This window comes from Clostridium sp. 16K-1-R1 (assembly GCF_023921145.1).
GTDB lineage: Bacteria > Bacillota > Clostridia > Clostridiales > Clostridiaceae > Sarcina > Sarcina perfringens.
The window spans coordinates 2,279,902-2,297,405 of record NZ_CP046515.1 but is presented as its reverse complement, the minus strand read 5'-3'; the positions used below and the strand labels follow the sequence as shown (position 1 = coordinate 2,297,405).

Here is a 17,504-nt window from a genome sequence, read left to right as displayed (position 1 = left end):
TTAATTCATAGTACCTTTTCTTAGTTAAGATTTAAATTTAAAAACAAAAAATAACTTTCAGATTAAGAAAAAAGTTTTAACAAAGAAAATTAAAATAATTTAAAATGTAGTTAAAAAGCGTGATAATTATCATATTATTATGGATAATATAATGATATAATTCAAATAAGTATGATAAATTTTTAACAAAGTTATGTTTGTGAACGGAGGAAAAAAGTATGAAAAGAATACAATCTACTTGTAACTATTGTGCTCTTGCGTGTAATTTAGATTTTTACACAGAGGATGGAAAAATAAAAAGAGTAGTTCCAACTCCACATTATCCAGTTAATAAGGGATTTTCTTGTATAAAAGGACTTAATTTAGATAAACAATGTACTAAGTTTAATGGTTCAAAGAAGCCTTTACTTAAAATGAAAGATGGAGAAAGAAAAGCTATAGAATGGAAAGAAGCTTTTGATTTATTTGCTAGTAAGATGACAGCTATTCAAGAAAAGTATGGTAAAGAAAGTGTAGCTTACATAAGTACAGGTCAATTACCAACAGAGGAAATGGCTCTTTTAGGTCATGTAGGAAGAAGCTACATGGGTATAAATGGAGATGGTAATACAAGACTTTGTATGGCATCAGCAGTTGTAGCTTATAAACAAAGCTTTGGATTTGACGCCCCTCCATATACTTTAAAAGATTTAGAACTTTCAGATACTATATTTTTTATTGGAGCAAATCCAGTTATAGCTCATCCAATAGCTTGGGGAAGAGTTAGAAAAAATAAGGATGCTAAAATAATTACTATAGATCCAAGAAAGTCTGAGACAGCTATGAATTCAGATATGTGGATTGATATAAAAACTAAGGGAGATTTAGCTCTTTTCTATACTTTAGCAAATGTTCTTATAGAAAAAGGATGGATAAACCAAGATTATATAAATAATTACACAGAGGGCTTTGAAGATTTCAAAGCACATGTTAAGAAATATACATTAGAAGATGTTGAAGAAAGAACAGGAATCTCTAAGATGAGAGTTCTAGAACTTGCAAAAATAATCCATGAAGGAAAGAGAGTTTCATTCTGGTGGACAATGGGAGTTAACCAAAGCTATGAAGCTGTTAGAACTGCTCAAGCCATTATAAATCTTGCTTTAATCACAGGAAATATGGGAAGAGAAGGAACAGGAGCTAACTCCTTAACAGGACAATGTAATGCTATGGGATCAAGAATGTTTAGTAACACAACTGCTCTTTATGGTGGTGGAGAATACAATAACAAAGAGAGAAGAAAAGTGGTTGCTGATATATTAGGCATGGATGAGAATATGCTTCCAACTAAGCCAACTTTAGATTATGAGCAAATAATAAAAGGAATAAATAAGGGAGAAATCAAAGGACTATGGGTAGTTTGTACTAACCCTAAACATTCATTTAGTAACAACGAAGAGTTTAAAAAAGCTATGAAAAACCTAGATTTCTTTGTAGTTCAAGATATTTATGAAGATACAGATAGTTCTAAAGAATGTGATTTATATTTACCTTCAGTTCCAGCTATTAAAAAAGAAGGTTTCTTAATAAATACTGAGCGTAGACTTTCAGCTTTAGTTCCTGTTTTAGAGAAGGAAGAAGATGAATTAAGTGATTATGAAATATTATTAGGAATTGGAGAAGCCTTAGGAATGGGAAGTCTTTTAGACAAATGGAGAACTCCAGAGGATGCCTTTAAGCTTCTAAGAGAATGTAGTAAAGGAATGCCTTGTGATATTACAGGAGTATCTTATGAAAGATTAAGAGATTCTAAGGGAATTCAATGGCCTTGTAGAAAAGGAGAAGAATTAGAGTCTGATGAAAGAAGATTATTTGAAGACGGAAAATATTATACTCCAAGTGGAAAAGCTAAGTTTATTTTTGAAGATGTAACTGAAAATCCAAATGCTACAAATGAAGAGTTCCCATTTAACTTAAACACTGGTAGAGGAACTGTGGGACAATGGCATACTCATACTAGAACTAGAGAAATACAAGCTGTAACTAATATAGTTTCACAAAAGGCATATGTATATATAAATAGAAAAGATGCAGAAAAGCTTGATATAAAAGAAAATGATGAGGTTTTAATTCATTCATCAAATGGGCATACATCTAAGTTTATAGCAAGATTAACTGATAATCTTAAAGAAAAAACTTTATATGCACCAATACATTATATAGAAACAAATTTATTAACACCATCTGTATTTGATCCTTATTCTAAGGAGCCTTCATATAAAACAGTTCAAGTTAATATAGAAAAGGTTAGAAAATAGGAGGGGATTACTTTGAAAAGAATAAAAATCAATAGAGATAAATGCGTGGGATGCTTAACATGCACAACTGCTTGTATAGTTTCTCATGATTCAGAGGATACAAGAAGTAGAATTGCAATAACAAGTGAAGGAAAATACACTCCTATTTTCTGTAGACACTGTGATAGACCAGAGTGTGTTTACACTTGTATGAGTGGTGCTATGAAGAAAGATAAAGAAACTGGTTTTGTAACTTATGACAAATCAAGATGTGCAAGTTGCTTTATGTGTGTAATGGCTTGCCCATATGGAGTATTAAAAGCTGAACATGAAATGAATAAATATATAATGAAATGTGATATGTGTGCAAGTACAAAAGAAAAAACTCCTCAATGCGTTGCAAAATGTCCAATGGGAGCAATAACTTTAGAGGAGGTAGAAGAATAATATGAGATATATTGTTGTGGGGGCATCAGCTGCTGGAATAAGTGGAGCAAAAACACTTAGAGAACTTGACAAAGATGCAGAAATAATATTAGTTTCAAAGGACGAAAATGTTTATTCAAGATGTATATTACATCATTACATAAGTGGCCATAGAGATATTGAGGCTTTAGATTTTACAGATAGAGATTTCTTTGAAAAATACAACATAGAGTGGAAAAAAGGCTTAGAAGTTAAAGCTATAGATGATAGAGAACATGTAATAGTTCTTTCAAATGGAGAAAGCTTAAAATATGATAAGATATTATTAGCAACAGGAGCATCAGCATTCATTCCTCCAGTAGAGAATTTAAGAGAAGCTAAAAATGTTGTTGGATTAAGAAACTTAGAGGATGCTATTAAAATTAAAGAAGAGGCAGAAAAGGTTAAAAACGTGGTTGTTTTAGGAGCAGGACTTGTTGGCATAGACGCCATAGCAGGACTTGCATTTAAAGATTTAAATGTTACTTTAGTTGAAATGGGGGACAGAGTCCTTCCAATTCAACTTGATAAATATGCTTCTTCTAAATACGAGAAGAGATTTGAAGATGCTGGAGTTAAATTAAAACTTGGAGTTAGAGCGGAAAAAGTTTTAATTGATGAAAATAAAAATCCAAAGGCATTACTTATAAATACAGGAGAAGAAATTCCTTGCGAGCTTATAATAGTTGCAACTGGAGTTAGATCAAATGTAGCATTCTTAAAAGATAGCTCTATAGAAACAGATAGATTTGGATTAATAATAAATGAAAAAGGCGAAACTAATGCAAGAGATGTCTATGGAGCTGGAGATATCACTGGAAGAAATCCTATATGGCCAACTGCTGTAAAAGAAGGTATAATAGCAGCAAACAATATGGTTGGTAATGAAATATTCATGGAAGATTTCTTTGGAAGTAAGAATACAATGAATTTCTTAGGACTTACAACAATGTCTTTAGGAGTTGTTAATGCTCCAGATGATTCTTACACAGAAGAAATTGATATTTCAGGAGAGAATTATAAAAAGATAATCCATAAGGATGGAAAAATTTATGGAGCTATAATTCAAGGCGATTTATCTTATGCAGGAGTTTTAACTCAACTTATAAAAGAGAAGATACACGTATCAAAGGTTAAAAAGCCATTATTTGAAATTGACTATGCAGATTTCTTCAATATAAAAGAAAATTTAGAGTACACATATTAATATAAATTATAATATAAGTATGTAAATTTTAATTTGGAAAACAATATATTTAAGTTATAATGGGAGGAAAAGGCTTTGGCTAAGATTGTGAATGTAGTTGCTAGCTGTTCTAATACAGGAAAAACAGTTTTAATAGAAGGACTTATAAAAGAGCTTAAAAATAGAGGATATACTGTTGCTACTATAAAGCATGATGTTCATGGTTTTGATATAGACAAAGAGGGAAAAGATACTTGGCGTCATAGAAAAGCAGGAGCTGAAGCAGTAATAATTTCCTCAAAGGAAAGAATGGCTCTTATAAGAGAGGTTCAGGAAGAAGTTCCTCTAGAAGAGTTAATAAAGCAAGTTGAAGATTTCGATTTTATAATAATAGAAGGTTATAAAAAGAGCAAATATAGAAAGCTTGAAGTATATAGACAAGGTATTAGTAAGAAAATAATAACTCCAAAGGAAAAGCTTATAGGAGTTGCTAGTGATGTTAGTTTATCTCTAGAAGGAGTTAGAGTTGTTAACTTAAATAATTATGAAGAAATTGCTAACCTTGTAATAGAAAATTAGTATAAATCTCCAAGCTTAAAGATCTAAGGAGAAGGTTCTATGATTTTTAAGCCTGGATTACTAAATTATTTAACATTAAGTTTAATAAGAACTTAAATTGTTAATTGGTTTAATTGGGGTAATCCACAGGGTAAGGTTTGAAAGAATTTTGCCTCCACGTATTTTGGGAAGGAGAATAAGCAAAAGTAAAAAACATAGAACTTACATAATAATATTGTTAATTATGTTTTTTAGTTTTAATATTAAGGTCTAAAAAGACTATTTAATTTAATGCTTATTATTCTTGTTGTTATAACAAAAATAATAAGCATTTTATTTTATAAAGGGATGGTGATATTTTGAAAAAATTTATAGCTTTAGAAGAAGCTCTTGAAATATTAAATAAGAACACTAAGGCTTTAAAAAGTGAGGTTGTTAGCATAAAGGATTCTTTAAAGAGAGTTTTGTATGGTGATGTTAAATCTAAGATTAATAATCCTCCCTTTAATAAGTCAGTTTTTGATGGATATGCTTTTAAATCAGAAGATTCTAAGGGAACTTCAAAAGAAAATCCTATAGAGCTTAAAATAGTAGATGAGATATTTGCAGGTGATTTTTCAGAAATAGAAATAAAACATGGAGAGGCTATTAGAATTATGACTGGGGCTCCAATCCCTGTGGGAGCTGATTGCGTACTTAAGCAAGAAGAAACAGAAAGACATGGAGATTTGGTTAAAATATTTAAGGAAATGAAAGCTAATGAGAACATATCTTTTATGGGAGAGGATATAAAGATTGGAGAAACTTTAATTAAAAAAGGTAAAAGACTTGATTATGCTGATTTAGGCATAATGGCTAGCTCTGGTATAAGTGAGGTACTTGTTTATAAAAAGCCTAAGGTTTCAATAATTAGTACCGGGGATGAGGTATGTGATATAAATTCCACCTTAAAACCAGGAAAAATATATGACAGTAATTTATATAGTTTAAGTGCAAGAATAGAAGAGCTAGGATACAATGTTTTGTCTATGGAACATGTAGGAGACAATATCTTAAAAATAGGAGAAGCTATAGAAAAAGCCTTTGAAAAATCAGATATAGTATTTACTACAGGAGGAGCTTCTGTAGGAGAAAAAGATCTTATGCAAAAGGTTTCTGGAAGTATAGGCTTTGAAAGGTTATTTTGGAAAATAAAAATTAAACCTGGCTCTGCAGTTGTATGTAGCAAAAGGCAAGAAAAAATATTGATAAGCCTTTCAGGAAATCCTAATGCTGCCTTAACTACATTTGAATTATTAGGAAAGCCTGTACTTAAAAAATTAGAGGGAGAGGAAGAAAATATAAATATTAAAAGAGAAAAGGGAGTCTTAATGGATTCTTTTAATAAAAAAAGCCCTCAAAGAAGGTTTTTAAGAGGAAATATTATATATGATGAAAAGGGAGCAAAGGTTTATATAACTCAAATTAAAAGTGGAAATGGTATATTAAGTTCTCTTCTAAATGCTAATTGCTTAATAGAAATTGAAAAAGGAAATGAAGGCTTAAATAGAGGAGAAGTAGTAAACATAATAAAATTATAAATAAATAATTAGTTTAAAAATAGGTTTATAGGAGGTGTATTAAGGTGATAAAAAAGAGTGCTGCTATTTTAGCTGGAGGGAAAAGTAGTAGAATGAATTATAGAAATAAGGCTTTTTTAAAATATGAAGAGGACTATTTTATAGAGAGAATAATAAAAGCCTTAGAAGATTATGAGGAAATAATAATAATATCCAATAATCCAGGAGAGTATAAGGAGTTTGGACTTAAAGTTTTTAAGGATATATATCCTGGTCAAGGGCCTTTAAGTGGAATTCATTCAGCCTTAAATCATATTAAAAATGATTATTGCTTAGTTGTTGCCTGTGATATGCCTTTTATAAATAAAGATGTGGTTAATTATTTAGGAAATATAAAGGAAGACTATGAAATTTTAATTCCTAAGTTTCAGGAAAGACTACAACCTCTTTGTGCCATATATAAAAAAAGTTGCAAAGATATTATGGAAAAAGAACTTATAAATAATAGCAATAAATTAATAAAAACCTGTTTTAAATTTTCTATGAAGGTAGTTGAAGAATTTCCTTTTATAGAAAAAGTACATAAAAAAGAAATAAAGAATTTTTATAATATAAATACAGTTGATGAGTATGAAGATTTAATAAAGAAAAAAGAAATTTAGGAAACCTTTTATTACTAAAAACACTAGGAGGAGGTGAACTGTTTAAAGTTATTTATATTAAATATATAGTTTTAGATGGAGATGGACTTAAAATAAATAACTTATAACAGGATTAGTATGAAACAAATAAGAGTTGAAGATGCTGTTGGAACAATATTATCTCATGATGTAACTCAAATAATACCAGGTAAATTTAAAGGAAGAGCCTTTAAAAAGGGCCATGTTATAAGAGAAGAAGATATAGAAAAACTTTTATCAATAGGAAAAGAACATGTTTATGTATGGGAAAAAGAAGAGGGAATGCTTCATGAAAATGAGGCTGCTGAAAGATTAAAGGACCTAGTTTGTGGAGAAGGATTAAGTTTTGGAGAAATAAAAGAAGGAAAAATAGAATTTTTAGCTGATAAAGACGGACTTTTAAAAATAGATAAGGAAAAATTATTAGAATTAAATATGCTAGGTGAAATAATAGTTTCTACAATTCATGGGAATTTTCCAGTTAAAAAAGGTGATAAGGTAGGGGCTACTAGAGTAATTCCACTAGTTATAGATGAAAATAAAATAATAGAAGCAGAAAATCTTATAAAAGATAAGATTATAGAAGTTAAAGAGATAAAAAATAAAAAGACTTTTGCAATAACTACAGGAAATGAAGTTTATAGTGGAAGAATAAAAGATGCCTTTGGTCCTGTTCTTAAGGAAAAGCTTAAGGAATTTAATATAGATCTTGAAAGACAGGTTATTCTTCCAGATGATAAGGAGAAAATTATAGAGGAAATAAAAAGAGCTTTAGATGAAGGTGCAGAACTTATACTTTGTACAGGGGGAATGTCAGTTGATCCAGACGATGTTACTCCTACAGCTATAAAGGAATGTGGAGGAGAATTAATAACATATGGTTCACCTGTACTTCCAGGAGCTATGCTTCTTTTAGCTTATTATAATGATGTTCCTATTATTGGAATACCAAGCTGTGCCATGTATTCAAAAAGAACAGCTTTAGATTTAGTCCTTCCAAGAGTTTTAGCAGATGAAAGATTAACTTTAAGAGATATAGCTGAATATGGTCATGGTGGACTTTGTTTAAATTGCCCAGTTTGTACTTTTCCACATTGTTCCTTTGGAAAGTAATTAGAAATTATTGTTAAAGGTTAGAAAAGTTTGGATAAAGAGATAAAATCATTATTCACCTAAAAGAGGGAATGGAATTTGTATAAAGAAGAAGGTGAGAAAATGAAAGATAAATATGGAAGAGAAATTGACTATTTAAGAATTTCTTTAACTGATAAATGTAATTTAAGATGTGCTTATTGTATGGAGAAAGATCACAATGATTTTATTCACAATGATAAGCTTATGACTTTAGATGAGATTTTAAGAGTTGTTAAAGAATGTGCTTCTATTGGAATAAAAAAAGTAAGACTTACAGGTGGTGAGCCTCTTGTAAGAGAAGGGATAGTAGATTTAATAAAAAATATAAACAAAATACCAGAGATAGAAGAGATTTGTTTAACCACTAATGGGATTTTACTAGGAGATAAAGTAAAGGAACTTAGTGAAAATGGATTAAAGAGAGTAAATATAAGTTTAGATACACTAAAAGAAGATAGATTTAAAGAAATAACAAGGATAGGAACCTTAGATAAAGTACTTTATTCAATAGAAAAGTGCTTAGAGAATAATGTTAAGGTAAAGATAAATACTGTAATATTAGAAGATTTCAATAAAGATGAAATTTTAGATTTAATAAACTTAGCTTATAAAAATCCAATAGATCTTAGATTTATAGAGCTTATGCCTATTGGAGAAGGTAAAAAGTTTAAGGGCGTTACTAATAGTGAGATTTTAGAAATTATAAAGAAAGAAAAAAAGGTATTAAGTGATGGAAAACCCTTAAGACTAAATGGTCCAGCTAAATACATAAGCATAGAAGGATTCAAAGGAAAAATAGGCTTTATAAGTGCTATGAGTGATTGTTTTTGTGAGGATTGTAATAGAATAAGGGTCACTCCTGAAGGCTTTATGAAACAGTGTTTACATTGGAAGTATGGAATAAACTTAAGAGATAAGATGAGAAATGGAATAAGTGATGAAGAGCTTAGGGAGATAATTAAAAAAAGTATTTATGAAAAGCCAGAAAAACATAACTTTAAAATGAAAGAAAAAGATGAAGATAAAAGATTTATGTATGAAATAGGAGGATAAAAATGAGCAAGGTAAGAGCTATTTGTATAAGTGAAAAGAAAGGTACAGCTAAGGTGCAAGTTCCTAAAGCTGAGTTTATAGAAGATTTCGGAATTAAGGGAGATGCTCATGCTGGGAAGTGGCATAGACAAGTAAGTTTATTAGCTTTTGAAAAGATAGAGGATTTTAGAGCTGATGGCGGAAATGTGGATTTTGGAGCCTTTGGAGAAAACCTAGTTGTAGATGGAATAGAACTAAATAAACTTCCTATAGGGCAAAAAATAAAGATAGGAGAGGTTCTTTTAGAAGTAACACAAATAGGGAAAAAATGTCATGATAAATGTGCAATATACTATCAAGTAGGAAGATGTATAATGCCTGCTTATGGTATATTTACAAAGGTATTAAATGGAGGAGAAGTAATTTTAGGAGAAGAGGTAGAGCTTCTTTAAAAATTTTTTAATAAAAAGGTTCTAATATTTTTTATTAGAATCTTTTTTATTGTATAATTGTTAATAAAGAATGTACGGAAAATAGAGAGGTACAAATTTAAGAATAATTAGTTTTAGATATTCCTTTAATATGTAGTAAGGTGTAGAAAGAAATTAAAAGTTCTAAGGACTGGAGGAAAGAATATTGGAAGTTTTACTAGATGTAAAAGAAAGAATGTCTATATTAAAGAACTTTTATGATGAAGTTAGAGTGGTAGATCCTATAAATAATATAGTATTTTCAGATGACTTTAACCTAAAAATTAATAATAAATTTAATGAAAAAGATTGTTCACTAAGCAATTGTTATGATGTGTGGGGAAAAAAATCAATATGTAGTACTTGCATATCAAAAAAAGCTTATTTAAAAAATGATACTTTTATAAAGTTAGAATATAATAAAAATCATGTGTTTTTAGTTATAGCTTCCCCAATTGAATTTAATGAAAATAAATATGTTGTTGAAATATTAAAAGATATAACTAATAATGGCAGTATAGTAGATGGTAGTGGAGAAGGTAATTATTTAGACTTAACAATGAAAAAGATGGGAGAAAATCTTATTAAGGATTATTTAACTGGAGTCTATAATAAAAGGTATATAGATCAGAGATTTTCAAAGGAAGCTCATAGAAACTTAAAAGAATCTATACCTACAACTGTAATTATGACTGATATAGATTCCTTTAAAAAAGTAAATGATACCTATGGTCATTTAGTAGGTGACAAAATTTTAAGGGGTTTTGCAAAGGTATTAAATAATAATATCAGAGAAAATAGTGACTGGATTGGTAGATATGGAGGAGAAGAATTCATAATTGTTTTAAATAATACCAATTTGAAAAATGGAGTGAAGGTTGCTGAGAAGCTTAGAAAAATCATAGAAAAAATGAGCTTTGACTATGGTGATTTAAGTTTAAAAATAACTTCTAGCTTCGGAGTTTGTGAAGTTTCAGAAAAAGAAGATCCTTTTGATACCATAAAAAATGCTGATGAAAAATTATATATGGCAAAAATGACAGGAAGAAATAAAACTGTATTTTAGTATTATAATAAATTTTAGAATTAAATTAAGATTTACTTTAGGAAATTCATTAACTATAAAAGTATAAGAAGGGAGGAAAATTATCAAATTTCATATTAATATATTATGTTTTATAAATAAGGAGCTTTTTAATGAATACAAAATTAAGAGAAGTATTCAGTTAACATATTAATCTTATTGAAATTTTGATAATTGAAAAATTTGAGACCTTTAGCAGATATTATGCGTCCTAAAAAATTAGAGGATATAGTTGGACAGAAACACATTGTAGGAGAAGGAACTCCTTTAAACAAGCTTATAAAAAACAAGAACATAATGAATTGCATTTTTTATGGTCCACCTGGTGTTGGAAAAACTACTTTAGCTAATATAATTTCAAATTACACTGATAAGAAATTTTATAAAATAAATGCTACTACATCTTCCATAAAAGAAATACAAAGTATAACTTCTGATATAGATAATTTATTAAATTTTAAGGGAATAATACTGTATATAGATGAGCTTCAGCATTTTAATAAAAAACAGCAGCAAGCACTTTTAGAATTTATTGAAGATGGGAGAGTAATATTAATAGCAAGTACTACAGAAAATCCATACTTTGCTATACATAAGGCCATACTAAGCAGAAGTACCATATTTCAATTTAAACCAGTAAGTACTGAAGATATAATAATAGCTTTAGAAAGAGCAGTAAGTAAACTTGAAAAAGAAGGATATGTTATTTCTCTTGAAGAAGGCGTTTTAAAATATATTGGAGAGATTTCTCAAGGAGATGTAAGAAAAGCTTACACAGTGTTAGAATTAGCTATTAAATCTCAAGAAAAAGATAATATCCTTTTAAATAAAGAGTATGTAGAAAAATTAGGGCAATCTAATTTGAAATCTGATTCATCAGGAGATGATTATTATAATTTATTAAGTGCTCTTCAAAAAAGTATAAGAGGAAGTGACCCTGATGCCTCAATTCATTATTTAGCTAGACTTATTAAGGGTGGAAATATGGATAGCGTAATTAGGAGGATAGGAGTAATTGCAGCTGAAGATATAGGTCTTGCTCATCCTAATGCTTTGCAAGTTGTAAATAGCGGAATAGACCTTGCTTTGAAAATAGGAATGCCAGAAGCAAGAATAATATTATCTGAATTAGTAATATATTTAGCTACCTTACCTAAGTCAAATAGTGCGTATATGGCTATTGATGATGCTTTAAGAGATTTAGAAAGGAATAATGCAGGTGATGTGCCAAAACATTTAAAAGATGCTCATTATAGTGGAGCAAGCAATTTAGGTGTTGGTGGGTATTTATATCCACATAATTATCCTAATGGTTATATAAATCAAGAATATATGCCTGAAAATATGAGAGGAAAAGAATATTATAAGCCTAAGGATAATAAATACGAAAGTAGTATAAAAGCCTACTGGAATAATGTAAAAAACAAATAGTTTAATTTCAATTTTAAATTCCATTTTTTAAGTAAAAAATATGTGAATATTATTGTTGACAAATTTACTCGGTTTTGATATTATAATCACATAAAGTACATCGAATTAGTCAGATTTAGAGGTGATTAAATGAAATTATCTACCAAAGGAAGATATGGTGTAAAAGCCATGGTTGATTTAGCTATACATTATGGTGGATCACCTGTGTCAATAAAGTCAATATCGCAAAGACAGAATATATCTGAATATTATTTAGAGCAATTATTTAGTTCTTTAAGAAAAGCTAAGCTTATAAAGAGTATTAGAGGTGCTCAAGGAGGATATATTTTAAATAGACAACCAGAAGATATAACAGTTTCAGATATTATAGAGGTTTTAGAAGGACCAATAGAAATATCAGATTGTTTAGATGGTGTAACTTGCAATAATGTTGATTGTTGTGCCACTAGACTTTTATGGAAAAAGATAAAAACAAGCATAGATGAGGTTACTAATTCAGTAACACTTAAAGATATAGTAGAAGATTATAAAGCTATGAAAGAAAAAAATGAAGCTTTAAAAATTGTTAGTAGGAGTGAAGAAAATGAATAATAGAGTTGTTTATATGGACTACTCAGCAACTACATATGTTAAGCCAGAAGTATTAGAGGAAATGTTACCATATTTCACAAATAAGTTTGGAAATCCATCAGCATTTTACGGAGTTTCAAGAGAATCAAGAATGGCTGTAGACACTGCTAGAGAAAGAGTAGCTAAAGTATTAAATGCTGATACAAATGAAATCTACTTTACTGGTGGCGGATCAGAAGCAGATAACTGGGCAATAAAAGGAATAGCTTTTGCTCATAAAAATAAAGGAAATCATATAATAACTACAAAAATAGAGCACCATGCTGTATTACATACTTGCCAATGGTTAGAAAAACAAGGCTTTGAAGTAACTTACTTAGATGTAAATGAAGAAGGTTTTGTTGATTTAGAAGAATTAAAAAATGCTATTACTGATAAAACTATCTTAGTTTCTGTAATGTTTGCAAACAATGAAATAGGAACTATAGAGCCAGTTAAGGAAATAGGAAAAATTTGTAGAGAAAGAAAAGTAATATTCCATACAGATGCAGTTCAAGCTGTAGGAAATGTAAAGATAGATGTTAAAGATATGAACATCGATTTACTTTCATTAGCTGGACATAAAGTTTATGGACCAAAAGGAATCGGAGCTTTATATATAAGAAAAGGTATAAGAATAGATAACTTAATCCACGGTGGTGGTCAAGAGAGAGCTAGAAGAGCTGGAACTGAGAACATACCTGCAATAGTTGGATTAGGAAAGGCTATGGAAATAGCTGGAGAAAACTTAGATGAGCATATAGCTAAAATTTCTAAGTTAAGAGATAAGTTAATAAAAGGATTATTAGAAGTACCATTTACAAGATTAAATGGACCAAAAGATGGTAGCAAGAGATTACCAGGTAACGTAAATGTATGCTTTGAATTCATTGAAGGTGAAGGAATTCTTCTTTCATTAGACTTTGAAGGAATTTGTGGTTCAAGTGGAAGTGCTTGTACATCAGGATCATTAGATCCATCACACGTGTTATTAGCAATAGGTTTACCTCATGAAATAGCACACGGATCATTAAGATTAAGTTTAGGTGAAGGTACAACTGAAGAAGACGTTGATTACGTATTAGAAAAAGTACCACCAATAATCGCAAGATTAAGAAGTATGTCACCATTATGGAAAAATCATTTAAGAGAAGTAGAAGGAGAGAATTAATTATGATATATAGTGAAAAAGTTATGGATCATTTCAAAAACCCAAGAAATGTAGGAGAAATTAAAGATGCTAACGGAATCGGAGAAGTTGGTAACGCTAAATGTGGAGATATAATGAGAATATATCTTAAAATAGAAAATAACATTGTAGAAGATGTTAAATTTGAAACTTATGGATGTGGATCTGCTATTGCTTCATCAAGTATGGCTACAGAGCTTATAAAAGGAAAAACTGTAGAAGAAGCTTGGGAATTATCAAACAAAGCTGTTGCAGAAGCTTTAGATGGTCTTCCACCAGTAAAAATGCACTGTTCAGTATTAGCTGAGGAAGCTATACACAAGGCTATAAACGACTATAGACAAAGACAAGGATTAGAGCCTTGGGATATGAAAGAACATTCACATGACATACATGAGCATGTTCACGGTTAAGAATAATATTAAAGTGGTGATTTTGTGACAAAGAAAAAGGTTGTTATAGGTATGAGCGGCGGAGTTGATAGCTCCGTTGCTGCTTACCTTTTAAAGGAACAGGGATACGATGTAATTGGTGTTACAATGCAAATATGGCAAGAGGATAAGGAATATGAGGAAAGAGAAGGTGGATGTTGTTCACTGTCAGCAGTGGATGATGCTAGAAGAGTTGCTCAAAAACTAGATATTCCTTTTTACGTTTTAAACTTTAGAGATAGTTTTAAAAGAAATGTAATAGATTATTTTGTAGACGAATATATACAAGGTAGAACTCCAAATCCATGTATTGCATGTAACAAATATCTTAAATTTGATGAGCTTTTACAAAAAGCTAAAGGTATAGGTGCAGACTATGTTGCAACAGGTCACTATGCTAAAATTGAAGAAAGAGATGGAAGATTCCAACTTATAAGATCAAAGGATGATAGAAAAGATCAAACTTATGCTTTATACAATCTAACTCAAGAACAGTTAGAGCATACTTTAATGCCTTGTGGAGAATTCACTAAGGATAAGATTAGAGAAATAGCTAAAGAGATCGGTCTAGATGTACATAATAAAAAGGACAGTGAAGAAATATGCTTTATTCCAGATAATAATCATGGAAGATACATATGTGAAGCTGCTCCAAACAAAGTTAGACCAGGAAACTTTGTCGATAAGTATGGAAATGTCTTAGGAAAACATAAAGGAATAGTCTATTATACAATAGGACAAAGAAAGGGCTTAGGATTAGCTCTTGGAAGACCAGTGTTTGTTACTGATATAAACCCTGTAACTAATACTGTTGTAGTAGGACCAGAAGAGGATATCTTTAAAACTGATTTAGTTTGTAAAGATATAAATTTCATATCTATAGATAAACTTGAAGGCCCTATGGAAGTTGAAGCTAAAATTAGATATTCAGCTAGACCAGCTAAGGCTACTATAAGTCCTATGGAAAATGGAAGAGTTAAAGTTTCTTTTGAAGATAAGCAAAGAGCTATAACTAAAGGTCAATCTGTTGTTTTCTATAAAGATGATTTAGTTGTAGGTGGAGGAATAATCGAAAGCCTACTTTAATAGAAAGCTCCCGAAAGGGGGCTTTTTTCTTTTATATTAAAACTTTTTAAATTTTATTTTCAATATAAAGTGCACTATACAAAGTGTATTTATTAAGTTAATAATATATACTTACTTTATTTAGTTAATAACTTACTTAGAAAGTTTAAGGATTATTATTTAAGTTTACAAAAATAAATTTAAAATACCTATGAAACTATGTATTTTTTGGAAGGATATAGATAATACTAAATATATTACTAATGGCTTTACTTAAATTAGAAAGGGATGACTTTTAGAGTGTATAGAATAAGAGATTTAATTGGTCTTAAGGTTTTTGATTCTAATGGAAAAAAGGTTGGAGTAGTTTGTGATCTTGCAATAGATTATTTTAATGGGAAAGTCATGGGCTTTATAATAACAAAAAAATTATTTTCAAAAAGAGATTATGTGGACTTAACTAATGTTATTTCTTTAAGCGATACTATTATGACAGAAGGGGTACATGTACATAGAGGGTTAAAATTTAGCGAGATAAAAAACTTTGATCTTATAAATAAGGATGGCCATATGATAGGAATATTAGAAGATATTTTAATAGATTACGACTTTTATATAAGAGGACTAATAGTGGTAAGTGGATTAGTTGATAAATTTAAAAATGGAAAGCGAGTTATACAATTAAAAGAAACTATTTTAGGAGAAGAAAGCATTTTATTTTTTGGCAATAAAAATATAAATATGAGAATGATTCCAAGAAAATATTTTGGCGAGGTAAATTAAAAAAGGAGGAGTAGGAATGTTTAGAGCTTTAAAAGATAAAAAAAGATTTATAAGAAATTTAATATTAACATTTATAATTTTTTTATTTATATTCCTTTTATATCAATTTGAAGCTTTTAGAGACATTATTTTTATAGTGCTTGTATCAGGGATTTTTGCATATATTCTTAAGCCTCTATATAGATTTTTATGTGAAAGAACAAAAATAAATAAAAACTTTTTAGCTATGTCTATAGTACTTAGTGTAATTTTTCTTATATTATTTTTTTTAACAGTTCTAATTCCAAGTATGTTTAAAGAAGGGGAAAGTTTTGATGGTTTAATAAATGGTATAGAATTCTTTATAAATGATTTGATTATGAAGATGAAGTTTATGGAATTAGGGATTTTTGATGTTATTGAAGCTCAAGTTACTGAAAAATTAAATATATTATTAGTTAGTTTTGCAACTAGTATTATAAATAATTTAATTAGCTTTTCAGAAAATATTTTAGCTTTTGCTGTTATACCTGTATTAGCATATTATTTTTTAGCCTATGGAGATTTATTATCTAATAAATTTTTATATTGCTGCCCAATAGAGAAGAGAGCTCTATTAAAAAATCTAGGGAGAGATGTTGATAAAGTCTTAGGTAAATATATTTTAGGGCAATTACTTTTAAGCTTATTAGTTGGAGTTATGACATTTATAGGTATGCTTATACTAGGAATAAAGTTTCCTCTATTATTAGCGTTTTTAAATGCGTTACTCAATATTATACCATATTTTGGAGCGGTTTTAGGAGCAATACCTGCAATAGTTGTAGCATTAGTAGAAGGCCCAAATAAAATTTTGTGGGTTATATTGACTTTTTTAATAATTCAACAAATTGAAGGAAACTTAATAGCACCTAAAATTACAGCTGAGAGTATAGATATGCATCCAATATTAATCATAATATTACTTTTGATTGGAGAGCAAATAGGAGGGCTTTTAGGAATGGTTTTTATAGTTCCTATAGCTGTTGTGATTAAAGTTCTATTTGATGATTGGGATTATTATATGTTTTTATGATATTTTAGTATTAGATTAAATCATAGTTATTAAGAAGTATGATATATTTTTTTATAGTTAAAAAGTTTTAGATATTAATAAATATACATAATAATATTATTTTAATAGTATTTTATATAAAAATAATATTTAACTTAGTAGATAAATAATCATAAAATATATAGGAATACATAGTAATTTAATAAAATAGATATTAATACAGTTGGCAATTATATTGACAGGTAAAGAAATTTTTTTTATAATTTGCCTATAATAACTTAATGAAAAGCGTTGACGAGAATGAGTAGGCATTTATCTTTTAGTCAGAGAGGAAGTGGTTGGTGAGAACTTCTTAAAAGAGATGTTGAAGCTATCTTTGAGCTATAATTTTTAGAGTGATGTAGTTTTACATAATTAGGGTGGTACCGCGGAGCATAGGATTTCGTCCCTTTTAATTAGGGGTGAGGTGTTTTATGTTCTTTTTTTATGTGTGAAACTAATTATAAAATAAAAGAATAT

Annotated in this window: 17 protein-coding genes, 1 riboswitch and 1 other annotated feature; all 17 genes read left to right on the top strand. The window is 29.2% G+C overall.

The window, feature by feature from the left end; translation table 11 throughout:
• Nucleotides 1-218 precede the first annotated feature (218 nt).
• The 17 genes from GOM42_RS10090 (at nt 219) to GOM42_RS10010 (ending at nt 17,006) form a co-directional block, all read left to right on the top strand.
• Nucleotides 219-2,297, top strand: a complete 2,079-nt coding sequence (locus GOM42_RS10090; protein ID WP_110077188.1) for a nitrate reductase — start codon at nt 219-221, stop codon at nt 2,295-2,297.
• 12 nt (nt 2,298-2,309) lie between these two features.
• Entirely contained in the window at nt 2,310-2,723 is a 414-nt protein-coding gene (locus GOM42_RS10085) for a 4Fe-4S dicluster domain-containing protein (RefSeq protein WP_003458719.1), read from the top strand.
• A gap of 1 nt (nt 2,724) precedes the next feature.
• The gene (locus GOM42_RS10080; protein WP_011590958.1) at nt 2,725-3,948 is read left to right on the top strand and encodes an FAD-dependent oxidoreductase; all 1,224 of its coding nucleotides are present in this window, start codon (nt 2,725-2,727) and stop codon (nt 3,946-3,948) included.
• Between the two features lie 75 nt (nt 3,949-4,023).
• On the top strand, nt 4,024-4,506 hold the full coding sequence (mobB, locus tag GOM42_RS10075) for a molybdopterin-guanine dinucleotide biosynthesis protein B (RefSeq protein WP_003458698.1): 483 nt from the start codon (nt 4,024-4,026) through the stop codon (nt 4,504-4,506).
• Nucleotides 4,502-4,696: riboswitch (molybdenum cofactor riboswitch) on the top strand. (Overlaps the previous gene by 5 nt.)
• A 148-nt stretch (nt 4,697-4,844) precedes the next feature.
• Entirely contained in the window at nt 4,845-6,065 is a 1,221-nt protein-coding gene (gene glp / locus GOM42_RS10070) for a gephyrin-like molybdotransferase Glp (protein ID WP_003458732.1), read from the top strand.
• Between the two features lie 44 nt (nt 6,066-6,109).
• A complete protein-coding gene (locus GOM42_RS10065; protein ID WP_011590955.1) occupies nt 6,110-6,706 on the top strand; it encodes a molybdenum cofactor guanylyltransferase in 597 nt (198 codons plus the stop codon).
• Between the two features lie 117 nt (nt 6,707-6,823).
• Nucleotides 6,824-7,837 carry a molybdopterin-binding protein gene (locus GOM42_RS10060; RefSeq protein WP_003458733.1) on the top strand — a complete coding sequence of 338 codons (1,014 nt, stop codon included), beginning with the start codon at nt 6,824-6,826 and terminating at the stop codon, nt 7,835-7,837.
• 102 nt (nt 7,838-7,939) lie between these two features.
• Complete coding sequence (moaA, locus tag GOM42_RS10055) at nt 7,940-8,911, top strand: GTP 3',8-cyclase MoaA (protein WP_042267558.1); 972 nt, start codon at nt 7,940-7,942, stop codon at nt 8,909-8,911.
• Nucleotides 8,912-8,913: 2 nt separating this feature from the next.
• The gene (locus tag GOM42_RS10050) at nt 8,914-9,342 is read left to right on the top strand and encodes an MOSC domain-containing protein (RefSeq protein WP_087325551.1); all 429 of its coding nucleotides are present in this window, start codon (nt 8,914-8,916) and stop codon (nt 9,340-9,342) included.
• 184 nt (nt 9,343-9,526) lie between these two features.
• A complete protein-coding gene (locus GOM42_RS10045) occupies nt 9,527-10,426 on the top strand; it encodes a GGDEF domain-containing protein (RefSeq protein WP_003458734.1) in 900 nt (299 codons plus the stop codon).
• 222 nt (nt 10,427-10,648) lie between these two features.
• On the top strand, nt 10,649-11,875 hold the full coding sequence (locus GOM42_RS10040) for a replication-associated recombination protein A (RefSeq protein ID WP_034834436.1): 1,227 nt from the start codon (nt 10,649-10,651) through the stop codon (nt 11,873-11,875).
• A 129-nt stretch (nt 11,876-12,004) separates the two neighbouring features.
• Entirely contained in the window at nt 12,005-12,466 is a 462-nt protein-coding gene (locus tag GOM42_RS10035; RefSeq protein ID WP_003451273.1) for an Rrf2 family transcriptional regulator, read from the top strand.
• Nucleotides 12,459-13,655: a cysteine desulfurase NifS gene (gene nifS / locus GOM42_RS10030; protein WP_003473085.1), complete on the top strand. Its 1,197-nt coding sequence runs from the start codon at nt 12,459-12,461 to the stop codon at nt 13,653-13,655. Before GOM42_RS10035 ends, nifS begins: the two co-directional genes overlap by 8 nt.
• 2 nt (nt 13,656-13,657) lie before the next feature.
• Nucleotides 13,658-14,086 carry a Fe-S cluster assembly scaffold protein NifU gene (gene nifU / locus GOM42_RS10025; RefSeq protein ID WP_003451659.1) on the top strand — a complete coding sequence of 143 codons (429 nt, stop codon included), beginning with the start codon at nt 13,658-13,660 and terminating at the stop codon, nt 14,084-14,086.
• Nucleotides 14,087-14,137: 51 nt separating this feature from the next.
• On the top strand, nt 14,138-15,190 hold the full coding sequence (mnmA, locus tag GOM42_RS10020; RefSeq protein WP_011010602.1) for a tRNA 2-thiouridine(34) synthase MnmA: 1,053 nt from the start codon (nt 14,138-14,140) through the stop codon (nt 15,188-15,190).
• 279 nt (nt 15,191-15,469) lie between these two features.
• Nucleotides 15,470-15,952, top strand: coding sequence for a PRC-barrel domain-containing protein (locus tag GOM42_RS10015; protein WP_003459697.1), 483 nt, complete (start codon nt 15,470-15,472; stop codon nt 15,950-15,952).
• 16 nt (nt 15,953-15,968) lie between these two features.
• Complete coding sequence (locus GOM42_RS10010) at nt 15,969-17,006, top strand: AI-2E family transporter (protein WP_003459684.1); 1,038 nt, start codon at nt 15,969-15,971, stop codon at nt 17,004-17,006.
• Nucleotides 17,007-17,267: 261 nt separating this feature from the next.
• Nucleotides 17,268-17,438, top strand: a binding site (T-box leader).
• Nucleotides 17,439-17,504 lie beyond the last annotated feature (66 nt).

What these genes read in the sequence shown, in the direction of transcription:
- GOM42_RS10090 (WP_110077188.1), top strand. Translation starts at nt 219, where the DNA reads ATGAAAAGAATACAATCTACTTGTAACTATTGTGCTCTTGCGTGTAAT.
- GOM42_RS10080 (WP_011590958.1), top strand. Translation starts at nt 2,725, where the DNA reads ATGAGATATATTGTTGTGGGGGCATCAGCTGCTGGAATAAGTGGAGCA.
- GOM42_RS10060 (WP_003458733.1), top strand. Translation starts at nt 6,824, where the DNA reads ATGAAACAAATAAGAGTTGAAGATGCTGTTGGAACAATATTATCTCAT.
- moaA (WP_042267558.1), top strand. Translation starts at nt 7,940, where the DNA reads ATGAAAGATAAATATGGAAGAGAAATTGACTATTTAAGAATTTCTTTA.
- GOM42_RS10050 (WP_087325551.1), top strand. Translation starts at nt 8,914, where the DNA reads ATGAGCAAGGTAAGAGCTATTTGTATAAGTGAAAAGAAAGGTACAGCT.
- GOM42_RS10040 (WP_034834436.1), top strand. Translation starts at nt 10,649, where the DNA reads ATGCGTCCTAAAAAATTAGAGGATATAGTTGGACAGAAACACATTGTA.
- GOM42_RS10035 (WP_003451273.1), top strand. Translation starts at nt 12,005, where the DNA reads ATGAAATTATCTACCAAAGGAAGATATGGTGTAAAAGCCATGGTTGAT.
- nifS (WP_003473085.1), top strand. Translation starts at nt 12,459, where the DNA reads ATGAATAATAGAGTTGTTTATATGGACTACTCAGCAACTACATATGTT.
- nifU (WP_003451659.1), top strand. Translation starts at nt 13,658, where the DNA reads ATGATATATAGTGAAAAAGTTATGGATCATTTCAAAAACCCAAGAAAT.
- mnmA (WP_011010602.1), top strand. Translation starts at nt 14,138, where the DNA reads ATGAGCGGCGGAGTTGATAGCTCCGTTGCTGCTTACCTTTTAAAGGAA.
- GOM42_RS10010 (WP_003459684.1), top strand. Translation starts at nt 15,969, where the DNA reads ATGTTTAGAGCTTTAAAAGATAAAAAAAGATTTATAAGAAATTTAATA.